18 protein-coding genes are annotated in these 19,036 nt (G+C 67.2%); 8 read left to right on the top strand and 10 right to left on the bottom strand.

Annotated elements, in window-relative coordinates:
* Positions 1–76 precede the first annotated feature (76 nt).
* Complete coding sequence (locus tag J3A66_RS03100; RefSeq protein ID WP_209567057.1) at positions 77–2,947, bottom strand: TonB-dependent receptor; 2,871 nt, start codon at positions 2,945–2,947, stop codon at positions 77–79.
* Positions 2,948–3,183: 236 nt separating this feature from the next.
* Between J3A66_RS03100 and J3A66_RS03095 the strand changes: the two genes are divergently transcribed.
* Together J3A66_RS03095 and J3A66_RS03090 are read left to right on the top strand one after the other, a co-directional pair.
* Complete coding sequence (locus J3A66_RS03095) at positions 3,184–4,221, top strand: LacI family DNA-binding transcriptional regulator (RefSeq protein WP_209567055.1); 1,038 nt, start codon at positions 3,184–3,186, stop codon at positions 4,219–4,221.
* Positions 4,218–5,711, top strand: coding sequence for an MFS transporter (locus tag J3A66_RS03090; protein ID WP_209567053.1), 1,494 nt, complete (start codon positions 4,218–4,220; stop codon positions 5,709–5,711). Before J3A66_RS03095 ends, J3A66_RS03090 begins: the two co-directional genes overlap by 4 nt.
* Before the next feature lie 36 nt (positions 5,712–5,747).
* On the opposite strand, the gene J3A66_RS03085 is transcribed toward J3A66_RS03090, so the two are convergent.
* From J3A66_RS03085 to J3A66_RS03075, 3 genes are read right to left on the bottom strand one after another with little or no spacing between them, the layout of a single operon-like run.
* Complete coding sequence (locus J3A66_RS03085) at positions 5,748–6,320, bottom strand: DUF1190 domain-containing protein (RefSeq protein WP_037529576.1); 573 nt, start codon at positions 6,318–6,320, stop codon at positions 5,748–5,750.
* An 11-nt stretch (positions 6,321–6,331) separates the two neighbouring features.
* Positions 6,332–6,745 (bottom strand): DUF350 domain-containing protein, encoded by a 414-nt coding sequence (locus J3A66_RS03080; protein WP_031440686.1) that lies wholly within the window; start codon positions 6,743–6,745, stop codon positions 6,332–6,334.
* Positions 6,746–6,776: 31 nt separating this feature from the next.
* Entirely contained in the window at positions 6,777–7,418 is a 642-nt protein-coding gene (locus tag J3A66_RS03075; RefSeq protein WP_159510957.1) for a DUF2491 family protein, read from the bottom strand.
* A gap of 125 nt (positions 7,419–7,543) precedes the next feature.
* On the opposite strand from J3A66_RS03075, the gene J3A66_RS03070 reads away from it, so the two are divergent.
* The 4 genes from J3A66_RS03070 to J3A66_RS03055 are packed head-to-tail and all read left to right on the top strand — an operon-like array spanning position 7,544 to position 10,474.
* Positions 7,544–7,978: a YjfI family protein gene (locus tag J3A66_RS03070; protein WP_209567051.1), complete on the top strand. Its 435-nt coding sequence runs from the start codon at positions 7,544–7,546 to the stop codon at positions 7,976–7,978.
* Between the two features lie 27 nt (positions 7,979–8,005).
* Positions 8,006–8,755 carry a PspA/IM30 family protein gene (locus tag J3A66_RS03065; RefSeq protein ID WP_031440688.1) on the top strand — a complete coding sequence of 250 codons (750 nt, stop codon included), beginning with the start codon at positions 8,006–8,008 and terminating at the stop codon, positions 8,753–8,755.
* Positions 8,755–9,942 (top strand): glutathionylspermidine synthase family protein, encoded by a 1,188-nt coding sequence (locus J3A66_RS03060; protein ID WP_209567049.1) that lies wholly within the window; start codon positions 8,755–8,757, stop codon positions 9,940–9,942. Before J3A66_RS03065 ends, J3A66_RS03060 begins: the two co-directional genes overlap by 1 nt.
* Positions 9,935–10,474 (top strand): ankyrin repeat domain-containing protein, encoded by a 540-nt coding sequence (locus J3A66_RS03055; RefSeq protein WP_209567047.1) that lies wholly within the window; start codon positions 9,935–9,937, stop codon positions 10,472–10,474. Before J3A66_RS03060 ends, J3A66_RS03055 begins: the two co-directional genes overlap by 8 nt.
* A 110-nt stretch (positions 10,475–10,584) precedes the next feature.
* Here J3A66_RS03055 and J3A66_RS03050 read toward each other — a convergent pair whose 3' ends face one another.
* The 3 genes from J3A66_RS03050 to J3A66_RS03040 all read right to left on the bottom strand — a co-directional run bounded on the left by J3A66_RS03050 (position 10,585) and on the right by J3A66_RS03040 (position 13,553).
* Positions 10,585–11,607: a rhodanese-related sulfurtransferase gene (locus tag J3A66_RS03050; protein ID WP_209567045.1), complete on the bottom strand. Its 1,023-nt coding sequence runs from the start codon at positions 11,605–11,607 to the stop codon at positions 10,585–10,587.
* 38 nt (positions 11,608–11,645) lie between these two features.
* The gene (locus J3A66_RS03045) at positions 11,646–12,317 is read right to left on the bottom strand and encodes a PAS domain-containing protein (protein ID WP_209567043.1); all 672 of its coding nucleotides are present in this window, start codon (positions 12,315–12,317) and stop codon (positions 11,646–11,648) included.
* Positions 12,318–12,395: 78 nt separating this feature from the next.
* Entirely contained in the window at positions 12,396–13,553 is a 1,158-nt protein-coding gene (locus tag J3A66_RS03040; protein ID WP_209567040.1) for a saccharopine dehydrogenase NADP-binding domain-containing protein, read from the bottom strand.
* Between the two features lie 101 nt (positions 13,554–13,654).
* On the opposite strand from J3A66_RS03040, the gene J3A66_RS03035 reads away from it, so the two are divergent.
* Positions 13,655–14,005, top strand: coding sequence for a TfoX/Sxy family protein (locus J3A66_RS03035; protein WP_209567038.1), 351 nt, complete (start codon positions 13,655–13,657; stop codon positions 14,003–14,005).
* On the opposite strand, the gene J3A66_RS03030 is transcribed toward J3A66_RS03035, so the two are convergent.
* Positions 14,002–15,777, bottom strand: a complete 1,776-nt coding sequence (locus tag J3A66_RS03030; protein ID WP_209567036.1) for an ABC transporter transmembrane domain-containing protein — start codon at positions 15,775–15,777, stop codon at positions 14,002–14,004. The genes J3A66_RS03035 and J3A66_RS03030 overlap by 4 nt on opposite strands.
* Before the next feature lie 185 nt (positions 15,778–15,962).
* On the opposite strand from J3A66_RS03030, the gene phaZ reads away from it, so the two are divergent.
* The gene (gene phaZ, locus J3A66_RS03025) at positions 15,963–17,195 is read left to right on the top strand and encodes a polyhydroxyalkanoate depolymerase (RefSeq protein ID WP_209567034.1); all 1,233 of its coding nucleotides are present in this window, start codon (positions 15,963–15,965) and stop codon (positions 17,193–17,195) included.
* 69 nt (positions 17,196–17,264) lie between these two features.
* Here the strand turns inward: phaZ and J3A66_RS03020 are convergent, their stop codons facing one another.
* Positions 17,265–17,747, bottom strand: coding sequence for a pyridoxamine 5'-phosphate oxidase family protein (locus J3A66_RS03020; protein ID WP_031394543.1), 483 nt, complete (start codon positions 17,745–17,747; stop codon positions 17,265–17,267).
* A 78-nt stretch (positions 17,748–17,825) separates the two neighbouring features.
* Positions 17,826–19,004, bottom strand: a complete 1,179-nt coding sequence (locus J3A66_RS03015) for an acetyl-CoA C-acyltransferase (RefSeq protein WP_209567032.1) — start codon at positions 19,002–19,004, stop codon at positions 17,826–17,828.
* Positions 19,005–19,036 lie beyond the last annotated feature (32 nt).

Below are 19,036 nucleotides of genomic sequence, written 5' to 3'. Positions count from 1 at the left end.
ACTCGGTGACGGCGCCACCGGCGCCAGGTCGCCGTCCGCCGGGAGGACCCCGGGCGAACGGCGGTATTACAGGTCGTTAGAAGCGGAAGCTCGCACCCAGATAGAACTGACGGCCGAAATATTGCAGCGTGCCCGTCTGTGCGGTCTGGCCGAAATAGGAGCGGGTCGGCTGGTCGGTCAGGTTGTTCGCCTGCGCGAGCAGCGTCATCCCGGCGAGCGGGCTGCCCTGCGGAAATTCATAGCTCATCTGCGCGTCGAACACGGTCTCGGCGGCATTGGTGACGATCTGCTCGCTGAGGCCGAACTGCGGTGCGACGAACTTCGAGCGGTAGCGCATCGAGACGCGCGTCTGGAAGCCGTTCTTCTCGTAGAAGAGCGTCGGGTTGGAGACGATCTTCGACAGACCCGGCAGCGACAGCGAGAGCGTGTTGCCGCTGATCGCGTTGGTGATGCTGACGTCGGACTGGTTGTACGAGATGTTGAGCACCGCGCCGAGGCCGTCGAACGGCGCCGGCAGGAAGTCGAACGTCTTGGTGATGGCGCCTTCGAAACCATAGACATAGCCGCCATTGCCGTTGATCGGTGCGAACAGATTGCCGGTCGTGACGACGCTGGTATACGGCGTTCCGGTGAGCGGCGGTGCGGAGATGCCGTTCGCGGCGAAGTCGTAATTGGGGATGACGCCGCCGATCACGAAGCTGCGAATGTCCTTGTAGAAGGCGCCGAGGACGAACGAGCCGCTGTTGCCGAAATAATGCTCATAGGTGGCGTCGAACTGGTTGGCGCGGAACGGCTGGAGCGCGGGGTTGCCGCCGCTGCCGTCGAGCCGCGCCGTGGTGCCGCCGATCGCCACGAGATTGGTCGATACCGCGTTGCGGAAATCGAAGAAGCGCGGGCGGGAGATCTGGCGCGAGAGCGACAGGCGGGCCTGGTCGTTCTCGGTCAGGCCGAGGATGAAGTTCGCCTGGGGCAGCCAGTCGGTGAACTTGCGACCACGCGTATTGTCGTAACGGTTCAGCCCCTCGTTCACCGCCGTTGCGGGATCGTCGACGAATGCGATGGTCGACGACGACGACTGGTCGGTGTGCACGACGCGCAGGCCGATATTGCCCTTGAACGGCAGCGACCCGGCGATCGTGTCGAAGTTGAGCTGGGCATAGCCCGCATAGGTCTTCTCGTCGATCGTGAAGCTCTGATCGCGCGTGAAGGGCTGGCTGGCGGGCTGGCCTACGACACGATCGGGGCCCAGCTGCGCATCGAGGATGCTGCCGATGTCGGCGACGAGGAAGTCGGGGAAGGACGCGAACTTGCCCTTGAACCCGGCAATCGACGAATTGCTCGAATCGACCGTCACCGGCGCAGCGAAGGTGAATCCGTCAAACGTCGTCTTCACCCGCTCCGCCCGGCGATTGCCATAGCGGCCGCCGAGTTCGAGCGACTTCAGGAACGAGCCGTCGATCTTGTAGAGCGCGGTCCCGGCAAAGGCGTAGAGGCGATCGGTGTCCTTGGTCGGGGTGATGTAGAACCCCTCAAAATTGTTCTGCGCCGGATTGGTGTAGTCTGCGCTGGTGGCGAACGAGCCGACGTTCAGCCCGTCGAGCTTGTAGCTCAGCGTGGTCGGCGTCGTCGTCGTGTTGCCGTTATCGTCGAGACCCGAGTCGTTGAAGAAGCTCGAGGCACGCGAATAGGAGCCGTCGACACTCAGCGTGAGCTGACCGATGTCCTTGGCGACGTTGCCGCCGAAGGTGTAGAGTCGATCGAGCCGGTTCTCGTTCTGCTGAATGGTGCGCGTCCGGATCCCCGACGTGGTGCCGCCGACGATCGTGTTGCCGATGACGGTCGGGTCGGTCAGGTTGCTGCTGGTCTGCTGCAGGTTCTCAACCCGGATGCCGCGGCGGAACACGTCCGACTTGAAGCGCGAATAATAGCCGTCCAGCAGGACGCGGAACGTGTCGGTCGGCTCATACTGGACGCTGCCGAGCACGCCGTCGCGGGTCTCGTTGCCGCCCGACTGGACCGCCTCGAAGCCATAGCCGATCGCGTCGGCGCGGCCGTTGCCGTCGAGGTCGCGGATCGCCGGGCTGCCGTTCTGGCCGGTCGCGGTGTAATCATAGCCGACGAAGCGCGTCGCGACGTTCGCCTGCTTCAGACGCGCATAGCCGACCGCGAGGCCGAGCGTGTCGTCGAGCAGCTTGGTCTGGATCGAGGCGCTGCCGCGATAGCCGAATTCGCTGGCGTCGGGGTTCTGGCCGGCGCGGTCGTTATAGACGCCGCGGACGTTGACGCTGACGAGCGTCTTGCCGGGGATGCTGAGCGGGCGCGCGGTGCTGAGCTCGACCTTGCCGGCGACGCCGCCCTCGATCTGCGAGGCCTTGGGGCTCTTGTAGACCGCGGCCTGGTTGATGAGTTCGGACGGATACTGGTCGAATTCGATGACGCGGTTGCCCGAGGTCGCGACCTGTTCGCGTCCGTTGAGCGTGGCGGAGACGAGATCCTGGCTGAGCCCGCGGATGTTGATCGCGGAGGCCTGGCCGCCGGTACGCTGCGAGGTGACGCCGGGCAGGCGGGCGAGCGACTCGGCGATCGAGACGTCGGGCAAGCGGCCGATATCCTCGGCCGAGACGATCTCGGCGACGACGTCGAGGTTGCGCTTGACCGCGATCGACGAGCGCAGGCTGGCGCGGAAACCGGTGACGACGATGTCGTCGCTCGACTCGGCTGCGGGGCCGCTGCTCGGGGCGGTGGCGTCCTGCGTCGCGACGGTCGGGGCGGGCGTCGAGGGTGCGCTCGACACGGTGTTGTCGGCGGAGGCCGGGGCGGGATCGGTCGCGACCTGCGCGTCGGCGACCGACGCGGCGAAGAGCGCCACGGCGAGCGCGGTGCCGCTGGCCGATAGGGTGAAAAGGTGATGCGCGGCAGATGCCGGGAAACGCTTGGACGTCGTCATGTTCAACTCCCCTGAAAGCCCCGCTGCATCTTTCGCGCCGTGGGCCGTGTGTGGCGTTCCAATGGAATTCCGCCTCACGAAAGCCAATCAATCGACATACGTATTCAGTGCGGCCGTTCCGGCCGTGTTGCCGATTTGCCACGGATCGCGGGGGCCAATGCGTTGACGTTGTGCCGAAACTGGAGTGATGATTGCGACGGCGACGCCGTCCGAGCGCCCCCGAGAGGATCCTTGTCTTGAGTGCCCAGCGCAAATCCACGTCGTTCGACATCGCGCAGGCCGCGGGCGTATCGCAGCCGACCGTGTCGCGCGCGCTGCGGGGAAGCCCGACGGTCAGCCCGGCGACGCGGCAGCGGATCGAGGCGATCGCCAAGCAGCTCAACTATACCGTCGACCGCAGTGCCTCGAACCTGCGCAGCGGCAAGACGCGGACGATCGCGCTGCTGCTGTTCCGCGATCCGACGCCCGACGAGACCGAGGTCAATCCGTTCTTCCTGGGCATGCTGGGCGCGATGATGGGGGCGTGTGCCGATCACGGCTATGACCTGCTCGTCTCGTTCCAGAATTTCTCGTCCGACTGGCATACCGATTACGAAGACAGCCACCGTGCCGACGGGCTGATCCTGCTCGGCTATGGCGATTATGCGGATTATCGCGCGCGGCTGGATCACCTTGTGGCGCAGGGGACGCATTTCATCCGCTGGGGATCGGTGCGGCACGACCAGCCCGGGCTGACCGTGGGGTGCGACAATGTCGCGGGCGGTGCGGAGGCGACGCGGCATCTGATCGCGCAGGGGCGGACGCGGATCGCGTTCCTGGGCGATGCGACCGATCATTATCCGGAATTCTACGACCGCCACCGCGGCTATCTCGCGGCGCTCGCGGAACATGGCCTGGATGCCGATCCGCACTTGCAGGTCGATGCGATCACGACCGAGGAAGACGGCACGCGCGCGGCGCAGGCGTTGCTCGCGCGCGGGGTGGCGTTCGACGCGATCGTCGCGGCGAGCGACCTGATCGCGCTGTCGGCGATGCGGGTGCTGGCGGGGGCGGGGCGGATCGTGCCCGACGACGTCGCGATCGTCGGGTTCGACGACATTCCTGCCGCGAGTCTGGCCAACCCGCCGCTGACGACGGTGGCGCAGGACACGGTGCTGGGCGGCCGGCGGCTGGTCGAGATGCTGCTCGCGCGGATCGACGATCGCCCGGTGACGAGCATCGTGCTGCCGACGCAACTCGTCGTACGGCGTTCGTCGGGCGAGGCCGCGGCGTGACGCGCGAGAAGCCGCGTCAGGGTTTCTGGGGTCTGTGGAACATCTCGTTCGGGTTCTTCGGGATCCAGATCGGTTTCGCGCTGCAGAATGCGAATGTCAGCCGGATCTTCCAGTCGCTCGGCACCAGCGTCGACGATCTTGCCTTTCTGTGGATCGCCGCGCCGCTGACCGGGCTGCTCGTCCAGCCGGTGATCGGGCATTACAGTGACCGGACATGGGGGCGGCTCGGGCGCCGGCGACCCTATTTCCTGGGCGGTGCGGTGCTGGCGACGATCGCGTTGCTGGGGATGCCGAACGCGCCCGTGCTGTGGGTCGCGGCGGCGTTGCTGTGGATGCTCGACGGATCGCTCAACGTCGCGATGGAGCCGTTCCGTGCGTTCGTCGGCGACATGCTGGGCAGCCGGCAGCGGACCGCGGGCTATGCGTTCCAGACCGGCTTCATCGGCGCGGGCGCGGTGATCGGCAGCCTGGCGCCGCTGATCCTGACCGACGTCTTCCACGTCGCCAATACCGCGGCGGGCGGCGGGATCCCGCCATCGGTGCGCTATGGCTTCTATCTCGGTGCGGCGGCCTTGTTCTGCGCGGTGCTGTGGACGGTGCTGACGACGAAGGAATATTCGCCCGACGAGATGGCGGCGTTCGAGCAGGATGGTGGCGTGGTCGAGGCGGCGCCGGCGATAGCGGCACCGGCCGGATCGGGCGCGCGGCTGGCGCCGGTGTGGATCGCGCTCGGGGCGATCGTGATCGCGGCGGTGGCGCGGTTCGGGCTCGACAAGCCGGTCTATCTGCTCGGCGCCGGGCTGATCGCGTTCGGTATCGCGCTGCTGATCAGCGCCGCGCTGGTCCGGTCGGGTCGCGAGTCCAATGTTCTCAGCCAGATCGTCGGCGATCTTGCGACCATGCCGCAAACGATGAAGCGGCTCGCGCTGGTCCAGTTCTTTACCTGGTCGGCGCTATTCATCATGTGGATCTACACCACGCCGATCGTCACGCAGCGCGCGTTCGGGACGACCGACACAGCGAGTGCGGCGTATAATGACGGCGCGAACTGGGTCGGGGTGCTGTTCGCGGTGTATAATGGCGTGGCGACGGTGTGGGCGTTCGTGATGCCGTGGCTCGCGGGCCGGATCGGGCGGCGCAATGCGCATATCCTGGGGTTGCTGAGCGGGGCGGCGGGGTTCGGGTCGTTCCTGTTGCTGCGCGATCCCCATGCGCTGATCGGGTCGATGGTGCTGATCGGGATCGCCTGGTCGTCGATCCTGACGATGCCCTATGCGATGCTGTCCAACGCGCTGCCGCAGGCCAAGCTGGGCGTCTACATGGGGCTGTTCAACATCTTCATCGTGCTGCCGCAGCTGATCGTATCGTCGGTGATGGGGCAGGTGATGCGGACGGTGTTTCCGGGCGACCCGGTCTGGGCGATGCTGATCGCGGCGGGGGTGATGGGCGTCGCGGCGCTGGCGATGCTGCGCGTGCCGCGGGACGCCTGAGATCCTGTCCTCCCCCTGGCGGGGGAGGATCAGGGGTCAGCCGCCGAACCCGCCGCGGCCGCCGAAGCCGCCGCCGAACCCGCCGCGCGAGATTACCGAGCTGCGGGTCTGGACCCGCGCGGGCGCGCGCGCCGTGGTGGGGGTGAAGGCGTCCGAGCCGACGCGGGTGCGGCCGGTGACGTAATCGCGGCTGATGCGGCCGCCGGCGCCGCCATAATAATTGCCCTGACGGTCGCGGTACATCGGCGCGCCGCGATAGCCATAGCCGCCGTTGAGCGCCTGGCCGATGATGAACCCGGTCAGCAACGGCGTGAAGAAGCTGCCACCGCTGCCATTGTTGCGGGGTTCGCACTGCGCGGCGCCGAACTGCTCCTCGCAGGTCTGCTTGTCCTCGAACCGTGGTGCGGTCTTGGCGGCGTCGGTCTTGGCCTGTTCATAGGCGGTGTCGCACTGCGCGGCCGGGATCGCCCCCGCCGAGCGGCATTCGGCGACCGAGGCATAGCTCTGAGCGTCGACGGGCTTGCCGCCGACATCGCCATCGCAGGCGGTCAGCGAGATGCCCGAGCCCGCGATCAGGCCGGTGAGGACGATCGAGCTGGAACGCTTCATGTCTTTGCCTCTCAGTTCGTCATGCACGCGGCATTGAGGATGCCGACGCAGAGCGAGATGCTGCCCATATAGGTGGCGGCGGCGATATCGCCCCGCACGATCCGGTCGTGAATGTCGCGCATCACGAGGCGGCGGACGACGAGCGCGGCGACGATCTGGATCACGCCTGCGAGCACCGCCCACACCGCGAACTCGACCAGCGTGACGGTGTGCGTCAGCGCGGAGGCGAGCGGGAGGACATAGCCGAGCAACGCCGCGCCCAGCGTGATCGCCGCGGCGGTATTGCCGTCGCGGATCAGCGCCTTCTCGTTATAGGGCGTGGTCGCCTGGAAGATGATCTTGAACGCGATGGTGAAGAGCCCGGCCGCGACGAACGCGATCAGGAAGGCCGCCGCGCTGGCGCCGAAGCTGTAATAGTCGATCATCTGAATCCCCCGGAACGCTGATGCGACGATGCTAGGCGCGGAACTCGCCGAGTTCCAGTGCGACGCCGAGCATGATCTCGAACGAGACCTCGCCCGCCTCATTCTCCTGGTCGATCGCGAGCAGCAGTTCGCGGCCGTCGTCGCCCGGCAGGTCGCGGCCGAACAGCATGCAGGTCTGGAAGATGCGACGATCGACGATGCCGTCGCGGTCGTCGTGGAGATCCTCCCAGAAGGTCACCGGTTCCTGTTCGCTCGCCTCGGGGCCGAACCAGACGCGGTCATAGTCGGGGAGCCCCTCGGCGGTGAAGCTGCGCGCCTTGAGCCGGGACTTCCAGGCGGGGCGTTCGGCGGCGGAGGAGGGGTAGGCGCTCTCCCAGGGCGCGAAAATCGTGACGTCGGTGACGTCCTGCCCAGCGCGGTCGTTCGAGACCGCCTGGAACATGATGTCGTCATCGGTGTAGAACCGGTGGACGAACCCGCCCTCGTTGAGGTCGACCAGACCCTGCGCGACGATCACCAGCGTGTCGCGGTCGAACGGGAACAGCAGCTCCGACCCGAACCGGCGCCAGGCGAGCGGGTCGACGGTCACCGTGCGGCCGAGCGTGACGTTGCGGATGACGGGAAGTCCGGAGCCTTCAAGCGGTTGCTTGCGGCCGAACAGGCGATCGAACATGCAATCCTCACGTTATGGTTCGGCCTGTGCATAGGCGAAAGCGGCGATGCTCGCAAAGCGCCATTGGCGCGCCCTTCGCCGACGCCTATGTGTGCGGGCACGCGACAAGCACGGGAGTTCTCGCATTGACCGACATCTGGACCGTCCGCAGCCTCAAGGCCGCGCTCGATACGTCCGAGCCTGCGAAAACGGGGGAGTTGAGCGTCCGTATCGTCGAGGGGGCCGATCCGATCCTGCTCGTCACGATGCACGAGCATGGCGACCTCGAACTGTTCGTCAATGTCAGCGAGGCGCAGATCTCGGCCTCGACCCTGCTCTGGCCGTGCGACGAGCAGGAGGATCAGGCGGCGTTCAACGCGTTCTTGCTGAAGACGCAGAAGCTGGTGCCGCTGTCGAACTTCGGGATCGGCAGCGTCGAGGGGTGCGATTATTATGAACTGTTCGGCGAACTCGCGACGTCGAGCCGGCTCGACACGATAGTGATCGAGCTGCGCACGCTGGCCGAGAACGCGATCGATGCGGCCACCGACCTGCGCAACGCGCAGATCCCCGCCGCCTGACCCAAAGCATCATACGGAGAGACTGGCATGGCCATCTGGAGCAAGATTTTCACCCTCGGCCGGGCGGGCGCGCATGAAGCCGGCGCGGCGGTCGTCGACGCGAACGCCCTGCGGATCCTCGACCAGGAGATCCGCGACGCGGACAAGGCGCAAGGGAAAGCGCGCGACGACCTGGCCGGGCTGGTCGCCCGCCGCCGGATCCTCGAGACCGAGGTCGAGAGCTTCCGCGCGCAGGCCGCGAAATACGAGGCCTCGGCGCGGATCGCGGTCGAGAAGGGCAATATGGACCTTGCACGGCAGGTCGCGCAGCGGATCGCCGATCTCGAACAGGACATCGCGCTGAAGAGCCCGCAGGTCGAGGACATGCGCGCCGCCGAGGAGCAGATCCACACCGCGGTCGCGCAGACCGACCGCAAGATCGAGCAGCTCCGCCGCGAGGTCGAGGTCGTCAAGGTCAACGAGTCGGTGCAGAAGGCGCAGGCGACGGTCGCATCGGGCAGCATCGGCGCGGGCAACAAGCTGGGTTCCGCGGCGGACAGCCTCGCGCGGATCCGCGAGCGGCAGGCGATACGCGGCGAGCGGATCAAGGCGGCCGGCGAGCTGGAGGATCGGCGCACCGGCGCGGATCTCGACGAGAAGCTGCGTCAGGCGGGGATCCTGCCGGGTCAGTCGTCCGCGGACGACGTGCTCGCCCGGCTGACCGCGCCCAAGACCGATCAGCTCGGGCAGACGCTGCGGATCGAGCAGCGCGACGACAGCAAGACGCAGGACAACTGATGCGCCGGATCGCGGTCGACCCGCGCGGCGACTGGCGCGAACGGGCCGACGCGATCGGGTTCGTCTATCACGGCACGGCGGTCGGCGACGCAATCGAACCCTATTGGGACGAGAGCGCCGCCTATGCCTTCACGCTGGCGGAGATCGAGGAGGATCTCGAACCCGCGGCCGAACAGATGCACGCGATGTGCGTCGACCTGGTCGACGAGGTGGTGCGCGACCAGCAGCTGATGGAGCGGCTCGCCATCCCGCGCGAGCAGTGGAATTACGTCGCGGAGACGTGGCGGACGCGCCAGCCGTCGCTCTATGGCCGGTTCGACTTCGCCTATGACGGGACGGGGCCGGCCAAGCTCTACGAATATAATGCCGATACGCCGACATCGGTGTTCGAATGCGCGACATTCCAGTGGATGTGGCTCGAGGACCTGCTCGCGAGCGGGGCGATGCCGGCGGGGACCGACCAGTTCAACAGCCTGTTCGACAAGCTGCGCGAACGCTTCCGCGCGCTGTTCCCGAGTGGTGGCTTCGTCCATTTCGCAGCCGATGCGACCGCGATCGAGGACCGGCAGACGGTGCGGTTCTTCGAGGATCTGGCGAGCCAGGTCGGGATCGAGCCCAAGTTCGTCGAGATGAAGGATATCGGCCTCGCCGCCGATGGCCGGTTCGTCGACCCCGAAGGCTTCGAAGTGCAGGCGGCGTTCAAGCTCTATCCATGGGAGTTCATGCTGCGCGAGCCCTATGCGCCGAACCTGTCACGCGCGGACGTGCGCTGGATCGAGCCGGCGTGGAAATCGATCCTGTCGAACAAGGGCATCCTGCCGCTGCTGTGGGAGCGGCATCCCGGGCATCCGAATCTGCTGCCGGCGTATTTCGACGGCGATCCGGCGGCGACGATCCTGGGGCCGCGCCATGTCCGCAAGCCGCTATTTTCGCGCGAGGGCGCCAATGTCGAGATCGTCGGCGGGGAGGGCGGCACGCCCGCCATTCTCGACCAGGGCTATGGTGCCGAAGGGGCGATCCTCCAGGCCTATGCGCCGCCGCCGGTGTTCGACGGGCGGCATCCGGTGATCGGGGCGTGGATCGTCGGCAACGAAGCCGCGGGGATCGGCGTTCGGGAGGATGAGACGGTGGTGACGCGCAACCTGGCGCGCTTCGTCCCGCATATCATCGAGGCGAATGATGACTGACGTACGCGAGCTGCCGCCATTGCCGCCGATCGAGCGGCTGGTCGAACTGATGTTCGATGCCGCGCGGATGGGGCGGGACGAGATGATCCCCGCGCTGCTGCAGGCGGGGGTCGATATCGAGGTGACCGATGCGCGGGGGTACACCCCCCTCGTGCTGGCGAGCTACAATGCGCAGGAATCGACGACGCGGCTGCTGCTCGACGCGGGCGCGCGGGCCGATGGCGATCCGGCGAGCACCGCCAATACCGCGCTGATGGGGGTGTGCTTCAAGGGCTATACGCCGATCGCGCGGTTGCTGATCGAGGCGGGGGCGGACGTGAACCGGCGCAACGGCGTCGGGCAGACCGCGCTGATGATGGCGGCGTTGTTCAATCAGGGGGCGATCATCGACCTGCTGATCGAACAGGGTGCGGACCCGGCGGTGGTCGATGCGGCGGGGAACAGCGTGGCGTCGCTGGCGATGTCGCAGGGGAATGCGGCGCTCGCAGCGCGGTTTGCCGAGGGTTCGCACGGGTTGGGATCCGCCGCCTGAACGTCGTCATCCTGACTAAAGTCAGGATCCAGAGTAACGGGCGGCACCTTCGTGGCTCTGGATCCTGACTTTCGTCAGGATGACGGGAAGGGGTGTGCGTCCGGACTTTATCAGGATGACGGAGTGTGGCCCTCGTCATCCGCGTGCGTCTGCGGGAGGACCGCGCCGACGTGCGTCTGGCCGCGGGCTTCGGCGAGGCGCATCTGGCGTTCGCGTTCGGCATAGCCGGCGCGCTGGGTCGCGTCGCGGGCGTCGTGGCAGGCGGGGCAGCTGATGCCCTCAACGTAGAGCGGCGAGGCGCGGTCGGCGGGGCTGACGGGCATGCGGCAGGCATGGCACAGGCCGTGCGTGCCGGGGGCGAGGCCGTGGCCGACCGCGACGCGCTGATCGAAGACGAAGCATTCGCCTTCCCACAGGCTCTCCGCCTCGGGCACGGTTTCGAGATATTTGAGGATGCCGCCCTTCAGGTGATAGACCTCGTCTAACCCTTCCGCTTTCAGGAACGCGGTCGACTTCTCGCAACGGATCCCGCCGGTGCAGAACATCGCGATCTTCGGCGGCGGGCCGTCGCCGACGAGTTGGTTGCGGTGCTCGCGGAACCAGGCGGGGAAGTCGCGGAAGCTGCGCGTCTTCGGGTCGATCGCGCCTGCAAAGCTGCCGACCGCGACCTCATAATCGTTGCGCGTGTCGATCACGATCGTGCCCGGATCGGCGATCAGCGCGTTCCACTCGCCGGGCTCGACATAGCGGCCGACATCACCGAGCGGATCGATATCGGGTTCGCCCATCGTCACGATCTCGCGCTTGAGGCGGACCTTCATGCGGTGGAACGGCATCGTCGCGGCGCGCGAATCCTTGACGTCGAGCGTGGCACAGCCGGGCAGCGCGCGGATATGCGCGAGGACGGTGTCGATCGCCGCGTCGGTCCCCGCGATCGTGCCGTTGATCCCCTCGGCTGCGAGCAGCAGCGTGCCCTTCACGCCTTGCGCACAGCACAGCGCGGCGAGCGGCGGCTTGATCGCGGCGATGTCGGCAAAGGGCGTGAAGCGATAGAGCGCGGCGACGCGGACCGGTCCGAGGGACTCGGGATGGCTCGCCAGAGAATTGGCGGCGGGTAAGGGGTCGGCAGGCATGGGCAGGACGGTCCGGATCGAAGATGGCGCCGCCGCTGTTACGCCAAGTCGGAGTAGGTGGCGAGCAGGGTTTCGGTCCTGGCGAGGCCCGTGGCGGTGAGCTGGATCACGCCCGCGCTGCAGTCGGGGCGTTCGACCAGGCCCTTTTCGGCGAGCGCGCCGATCCAGCGGTGCGTGCGCGGCAGATCGAGCAGCGACAGCGCGCCCAGCGTCGCCGCATCGATCACCCGACCCTCGGCCTCGGCGAGATAGATCTGCACCAGCACGAGCCAGGCATGGTCGCCGAACAGGTCGTCGCCCAGCTGTTCGCGTCGTCGGTGCAGGCTTCGGTCGACCTTCAGCGCGACCTGCCAGAGCCGTTCGGGCATGACGACGTCGGGCACCGCGGTGAGCGCCTTGGCTTGCGGGAGGTAGAGCGTGCCGACGAGCCGGCCGGCCTCAAGCCCACGGTCGAGCCGCGAGACATGGACGTCGACCCACACCGCGGCACCGCCGGGCTGGAGATAGCGCTTGCGGATGCAGACCGGGCCTGCGCCGGGGGCGAGCATGGTGACCCGATCGATGTTGCGGACGCGGTCGTCCGGGTGGGTCACGTCGGCATAGGACCGCCCGACCAGTTCGCGCAGCGGCCGCTGCAGCAGGTCCTCGACGGTCTGGTCCATCGTCAGTAGCAGACCGTTCGGGTCCGACAGGGAATGACCGACGAGCATCGAGGCGGGAGTCCTTTGTAATCCCCCGTTCAGATAGGGCGCGATCACCCTTATATCAAATGTTTACGCCGTGATCGCTCAGCTGGCGACGAAGGTCAGCCCGGCATGCGCGATCAGCCGGTCGCGCAGTCTGGCGCCCATCAGCGCGCCCGGCGTCCAGATGCCGCCATCGCCCGCGACATCGCGCACGAGGCAGATCGCCGCCTCCGCGATCATCTTGCTGGTCGATCCATAGCCCGGGTCGCGATCACCGGTGACGACGGTGTCGATGCGGCTGCCATCGGGCATGATCCCTGCGAACAGCAGGTCGTAATGGCCTTCGTCGCGTTCGGCCTTGGAGGGGCCTTCGCCGGGCTTCGGGCCCTTGTCGCCGGCGAAGGGATTGAACTTCGCGATCGCCTCGGCCGCGGCCTTGCCCATGTCGCCGAGCCCCGCGACCATCATCTCGTCATAGACAAAGTCCGCGCCATAGGCCTTGCCGAGCAGGAAATTGGTGCGGTGGACGTTCTTGGTGTTGATCGGCGCCATCACGAACGGCGCGACCCAGGTCTGGAGCGTCGAGTCATATTCGGGGAGCAGCCCGGTCGGCTGATGCGGCCCGGTGAAGCCCGGGGTAAGCGCGAACGGGCTGGTCAGCAGCTTGACGAGGCCGGGATCGCGCGCGGCGGCGGCAAGCGTCGCCTTGAGGCTGGCCGCGGTGCCGCCGGAGAAGGTGCCCTTCATCGTTCGGACGCGGCCCTTCACGCGCGGCGCAGGACTGCCGTAGCGCGCCTTGGCCGCCTCCTGGAGCGTGAGCACGCCGAGATCGAACGGGATGCTGTCGAAGCCGCAGGAGAAGACGATCCGCGCGCCGGTGCGCGTGGCCTCCCCCTCGTGCGCGTCGATCATGTGCCGCATCCAGGCGGGCTCGCCGCACAGGTCGACATAGGCCGTGCCCGATGCGGCGCAGGCGGCGACGAGGTCGGAGCCGTAGAGCTGGTAGGGCCCGACGGTCGAGATCACGACGGTGGCACGCTCGACCATCGCGCGCAGGCTCGCCGGATCGGCCGAGTCGGCGGTGATGAGCGGCGTGTCGGCGGGCGCGCCGATCAGGTCGCGAACCTCCTCGAGCTTGGTGCGCGACCGCCCGGCCATCGCCCAGGTCAGGCCGGTCGGATAGGCCTGGACCAGATATTCGGCGACCAGCCGGCCGGTGAAGCCGGTCGCGCCATAGATGACGATGTCGAAGTCGCGCATGTCCATCTCCCGTTTTGCCGCGGTTCTGCCCCGACCGGCGCCGCCCCGCAAGCGAAACGCCGCGTCTCGTCAAGGCGGGGCGGATCTGTCAGGATCGCGCAATGGCCTCCGATCCGAGCATCGTCGCGTTCATCGTCGAGCAGATCGCCGCGGCGGGCGAGGTCGCCGCACGGCCGATGTTCGGCGAATATGGCGTCTATTGCGAAGGGCGGATGGTGGCGCTGATCTGCGACGACCGGCTGTTCCTCAAGCCGACTCCCGGCGGGCGCGCGTTCGCGGGCAGCGACGGCGCGGCGATCGAGGAAGCATCGCCCTATCCGGGGGCGAAACCCTGTCTGGTGATCGACGCGGATCGCTGGGACGATGCCGACTGGATGGCCGAGATCGTGCGGATCTCGGCCGCGGAGCTGCGGTTGCCCAAGCCCAGGCGGGCGAAACCGCCGAAGGGCTAGGCCGCGTCGTTGAACTGCAGGCTCGCCAGCCGCGCATAGAGGCCGCTGTTGGTCATCAGCGCCCCGTGCGAGCCCTCCTCGACGATCTGGCCGTCGTTCATCACGATGATCCGTTCGGCGGCGCGGACGGTTGCGAGGCGGTGCGCGATGACGAGCGTGGTGCGGTTCGCCATCAGCCGTTCCAAAGCCTCCTGAACGAGCCGTTCGCTCTCCGCGTCGAGCGCACTGGTCGCCTCGTCGAGCAGCAGGATCGGGGCGTCGCGGAGCAGCGCGCGCGCGATCGTCACGCGCTGGCGCTGGCCGCCCGACAGCCGCGCGCCGCCTTCGCCGAGGAAGGTGTCGAGTCCTTCGGGGAGCTTGCGGAGGAATTCGGCGGCGTTGGCGGCCTCGGCGGCGGCCCAGAGCTGGTCGTCGGTCGCGGTCCAGTCGCCATAGCGGAGATTGTCACGCGCCGACGCACCGAAGATCACCGTTTCCTGCGGCACCATCGCGATCCGGGCGCGGACCGCGGCGGGATCGGCGTCGCGCAGGTCCACGCCGTCGAGCGTCACGCGACCCGCATCGGGATCGTAGAAGCGCTGGACGAGCTGGAACAAGGTGGTCTTGCCCGCGCCCGAGGGGCCGACGACCGCGACCGTCTCGCCTGGTTTGATGTCGAGCGAGAAGCCGTTGAGCGCGGCGACGTCGCGGCGGGTCGGGTAATGGAACTGGACGCCCTCGAAGGCGAGTGCACCGCGCGACGGCTGTGGCAGCGCGACGGGCGTGGCGGGCGGTGCGATCTCGGGCGTCTCGCGGAGCAGTTCGGACAGCCGCCCGGCGGCACCCGCGCCGCGCAGCAGATCGCCGTACACCTCGGTTAGCGCTCCGAACGCGCCCGCGACGATCCCGCCGGTGAGGACGAAGGCGGCGATCGCGCCGCCGCTGATCCGCCCGGCGGCGACGTCGACCGCGCCTTCCCACAGCACCAGCGTGATCGAGCCGAACAGCAGGCCGATGACGATCGCGGTCATGATCGCGCGCAACAGGATCCGCGCACGCGCCGCGGCGAAGGTCGCGCGCACCGCGTCGCCGAAGCGGGTCGCCTCGCGGTCTTCCTGCCCGAACGCCTGCACGACCTTCATCGCGCCGAGCGTCTCGGTGGCGATCGAGCCGACATCGGCAACGCGGTCCTGCGAGGTGCGCGAATAGTTGCGGACGCGTTTGCCGAGCAGCGCGATCGGCAGGACGATCAGGGGGATGCCGATCATCAGCAGGCCAGCGAGCTTGGGCGAGATCGCGAACAGGTAGATCAGCCCGCCGACCCCGGTGAAGGTGTTGCGCAGCGCGATCGAGACGGTGCTGCCGACGACCTGGTCGATCAGCGCGGTGTCCGAGGTCAGCCGCGAGGCGATCTCCGACGGGCGATTTTCCTCGAAGAAGCGCGGCGTCAGGGTGAGCAGGTGACGCTGGACCGTGGTGCGGATGTCCGCGACGACTCGTTCGCCGAGCCACGACACATAATAGAAGCGCACCGCGGTCGCGACCGCGAGCACGACGACGATCATGAGCAGATAATGGAACGAGGTCCCGACCGATCCGCTCGCGCCCGGGCCGAAGCCGCGGTCGATCACGCGCTTGAACCCGTAGGGTATGCCGATCGTCGCAGCCGAGGTGGTTACCAGCGCGAGTCCCGCAAAGGTGATCTGGCGCGGGTAGTTCGCGGCGTGTCGCCACACCATTGCAAGGTCGCCGATCCGGCGGGGCGTCTTTTCGTCGAGTATCGGCTTGGCCATGGCGGATCGCCTAGCAGTGGCGAGGGTCACGCTCAACGGCAACCGCATGACGGCCGGGACGTTGGACAAGCAGGACGCGCACGGGATTGGGACACGCTCGCGCCTGCGTCCCGGCAATGCTCTGTTGCGCGGCAGCATAATTGCGTTACGGAAATGTTAACCCCTTTTGGGGTAGAGGATACCGAATGCTCTACGATGCCTATGAATTTCAGCGGTCGATGATGGCAGGTGCCAGCAGAATGGCCAGTTTCGGGGCGGGAATGCTGAACAATCCAGCAAACCCATTCGCCTATTTGGGCGGCGGTGCGGTCGTCGGATCGGCGCTGGAGGTGTTCGCGCACGTCAATGCGACTCGCGGAAAGCCGGCGTTCGGCCTCGACCACACGATCATCGACGGACGCGAAGTCGCGGTCCGCGAGGAGATCGTGCTGCGCAAGGATTTCGGCCAGCTCAAGCGGTTCGTGCGGGAGGGCGTCGAGGGCGGACCCAAGCTGCTGATCGTCGCGCCCATGTCGGGGCATTATGCGACTCTGCTGCGCGGCACGGTCGAGCGGATGCTGCCGTTCGCCGATGTGTACATCACCGACTGGCGCGACGCGCGCAGCGTGCCGCTGTCCGCCGGACGGTTCGATCTCGACGATTATATCGATTATGTGATCGCGTTCCTCGAGGCGATCGGCGCGAACGAGGGGCAGGGCGGCACGCATATGCTGGCGGTCTGCCAGCCATCGGTGCCCTGCTATGCCGCGGCGGCGCTGATGAGCGCGGACGGCAACCCGTGCCGGCCGAAGACGCTGACGCTGATGGGCGGGCCGGTCGATACGCGCGAGGCGCCGACCGCGGTCAACACGCTCGCGACCGAGCGTCCGCATACGTGGTTCGAACAGAATGTCATCGCGACGGTGCCGGCGAATTACCCGGGCGCGGGGCGCAAGGTCTATCCGGGCTTCCTGCAGCTGGCCGGGTTCATGTCGATGAACCTCGGCAACCACATGGTCTCGCACTGGGAGATGTATAAGCATCTCGTCCAGGGCGACGGCGAGAGCGCGATGGCGAGCAAGGGGTTCTACGAGGAATATCGCTCGGTCTGCGACATGACCGCCGAATTCTATCTTCAGACGATCGACGTGGTGTTCCAGACCCACGCGCTGCCGCGCGGGTTGCTGACGCACCGCGGACGGCCGGTCGATCCGGCGGCGATCACCGATATCGGCCTGTTGGCGATCGAGGGCGAGCGCGACGATATTTCGGGGCTGGGGCAGACGAAGGCGGCGCTGTCGCTGGCGACCGCTCTTCCGGAGGCAAAGAAGCGCTATCTGATCGCCGAGGGGGCCGGCCATTACGGGATCTTCAACGGATCGCGCTGGCGCAACACGATCGCGCCGGTGGTCGAAGAGTTCATCACCGCGAACGGATAAGAATCCGCCAGTATAAGGGTCGATCGCGACCGCCGGTCCTGAAACCGGCGGTCGCGATCGGTATCTGGGTCATCCGACCGAGTCGACGACTGCGTGGCTGCTCGATTCGCTCGACGTGATCGTGCCGCCGAACAGCATCTTGACGCGTCCGGTCAGCGAAATGTCGGTTTCCCAGAGTTCCGCACTGTTGATGTCGAAGCGCAGCAGCGTGAGGTTGGGGTCTTCCTTGCCGCCCGGAAACCAGGCCTCGACCTGGTTGTTCCACAGCTTGTCGATCTGCGTGCGGTCGTTCATCTGCGAGACGGTGCCGGCCATGCACGCGAAGAAATCATGCCCCTTGCCGACGAACTGCGCCATCGCCGCGCCGCCCTTGGCGATGCGGTTGTCGCGACCGGCGAAGAAGAACAGCACGTTGGGCTGATCGTCGTCGAGCTGTGCGGTCATCGGCTCGGAATGCTGGCCGTCGTCGAGGCCGATCATCACGAACGGGCTGGACTTCAGCTTGTCGAGGAAGGTGTTCGCGACTTCCTGCGGGGTATCCTTGTCGGCCATCGTCGTTCTCCTATTGGCTTGGATTGCCACAGAGAACGGGCGGGGCGGAGGATGGTTGCCACCGCCGCCCCACGAGCATCACAGGACTTCGAACAGGCCCGCCGCGCCCATGCCGCCGCCGACGCACATCGTCACGACGACATGCTTTGCGCCGCGGCGCTTGCCCTCGATCAGCGCATGGCCGGTCGCGCGTGCGCCGGTCATGCCGTAGGGATGGCCGATCGAGATCGCGCCGCCGCTGACGTTGAGCAGCTCGTCGGGAATGCCGAGCGTGTCGCGGCAATAGAGGACCTGGACCGCGAACGCCTCGTTCAGCTCCCACAGGCCGATATCGTCCATCTTGAGGCCGAAGCGCTTGAGCAGCTTGGGGATCGCGACGACCGGGCCGATCCCCATCTCGTCGGGTTCGGTGCCGCCGACCGCCATGCCGATATAGCGACCGAGCGGCTGCAGCCCGCGCTGCGAGGCGATCTTTTCCTCCATCAGCACCGAGGCGGACGACCCGTCGGACAGCTGGCTGGCATTGCCCGCGGTGATCGTCATGTCGGGGCCCATCACGGGTTTCAGCGACTGGAGACCCTCGAGCGTGGTGTCGGCGCGGTTGCCCTCGTCGCGGGCGATCGTCACCTCCTTGTAGGTGACGTCCTTCGTTTCCTTGTTGACGATCGCCATGTTCGCGGTGACGGGGACGATCTCGGCGTCGTAATAGCCCGCAGCCTGCGCGGCGGCGGTGCGCTGCTGCGACTGGAGTGCATAGGCGTCCATCGCGTCGCGCGTGATGCCGTAGCGCTTGGCGACGACCTCGGCGGTCTGGAGCATCGGCATATAGACGTCGCGGTGCATCGCGAGCAGTTCGGGATCGGGTGCGACGCGCATTTGCGGCGTCTGGACGAGGCTGATGCTCTCGACCCCGCCGCCGATGGTGATGTCCATCTGGTCGGTGATGATCTGCTTGGCGGCAGTGGCGATCGCCATCAACCCGCTGGCGCACTGACGGTCGAGCGACATGCCGCTGACCGTGGTCGGCAGCCCGGCGCGGAGCAGCGAGGTGCGCGCGATATTGCCCGCCTGATGCCCCTGCTGCAGCGCGCAGCCGAAGACGACGTCGTCGACGTCGCCCCCGTCGATCCCGGCGCGTTCGACCGCGGCCTTGATCGAATGCGAGGCGAGCGTCGGCGCGGGGGTGTTGTTGAACGCACCGCGATAGGCGCGGCCGATCGGGGTGCGGGCGGTGGAGACGATGACGGCTGAACGCATGATGCTATCCTTTTTTCTGAAGTCCCCTCCCG

The sequence above is a fragment of the Sphingomonas sp. PvP018 genome (genome assembly GCF_017876865.1).
Lineage (GTDB): Bacteria > Pseudomonadota > Alphaproteobacteria > Sphingomonadales > Sphingomonadaceae > Sphingomonas > Sphingomonas aerolata.
Note: the sequence above shows the minus strand (reverse complement) of the source record. Positions and strands in the feature narration are given on the sequence as shown.

Coding starts and splice junctions, on each gene's coding strand:
- J3A66_RS03080 (WP_031440686.1), bottom strand. CDS start 6,745: ATGATCGACTATTACAGCTTCGGCGCCAGCGCGGCGGCCTTCCTGATC.
- J3A66_RS03065 (WP_031440688.1), top strand. CDS start 8,006: ATGGCCATCTGGAGCAAGATTTTCACCCTCGGCCGGGCGGGCGCGCAT.
- J3A66_RS03035 (WP_209567038.1), top strand. CDS start 13,655: ATGGCCTCCGATCCGAGCATCGTCGCGTTCATCGTCGAGCAGATCGCC.
- phaZ (WP_209567034.1), top strand. CDS start 15,963: ATGCTCTACGATGCCTATGAATTTCAGCGGTCGATGATGGCAGGTGCC.
- J3A66_RS03015 (WP_209567032.1), bottom strand. CDS start 19,004: ATGCGTTCAGCCGTCATCGTCTCCACCGCCCGCACCCCGATCGGCCGC.
- J3A66_RS03045 (WP_209567043.1), bottom strand. CDS start 12,317: ATGCTCGTCGGTCATTCCCTGTCGGACCCGAACGGTCTGCTACTGACG.
- J3A66_RS03040 (WP_209567040.1), bottom strand. CDS start 13,553: ATGCGCGACTTCGACATCGTCATCTATGGCGCGACCGGCTTCACCGGC.
- J3A66_RS03060 (WP_209567049.1), top strand. CDS start 8,755: ATGCGCCGGATCGCGGTCGACCCGCGCGGCGACTGGCGCGAACGGGCC.
- J3A66_RS03100 (WP_209567057.1), bottom strand. CDS start 2,947: ATGACGACGTCCAAGCGTTTCCCGGCATCTGCCGCGCATCACCTTTTC.
- J3A66_RS03075 (WP_159510957.1), bottom strand. CDS start 7,418: ATGTTCGATCGCCTGTTCGGCCGCAAGCAACCGCTTGAAGGCTCCGGA.
- J3A66_RS03050 (WP_209567045.1), bottom strand. CDS start 11,607: ATGCCTGCCGACCCCTTACCCGCCGCCAATTCTCTGGCGAGCCATCCC.
- J3A66_RS03085 (WP_037529576.1), bottom strand. CDS start 6,320: ATGAAGCGTTCCAGCTCGATCGTCCTCACCGGCCTGATCGCGGGCTCG.
- J3A66_RS03055 (WP_209567047.1), top strand. CDS start 9,935: ATGACTGACGTACGCGAGCTGCCGCCATTGCCGCCGATCGAGCGGCTG.
- J3A66_RS03030 (WP_209567036.1), bottom strand. CDS start 15,777: ATGGCCAAGCCGATACTCGACGAAAAGACGCCCCGCCGGATCGGCGAC.
- J3A66_RS03020 (WP_031394543.1), bottom strand. CDS start 17,747: ATGGCCGACAAGGATACCCCGCAGGAAGTCGCGAACACCTTCCTCGAC.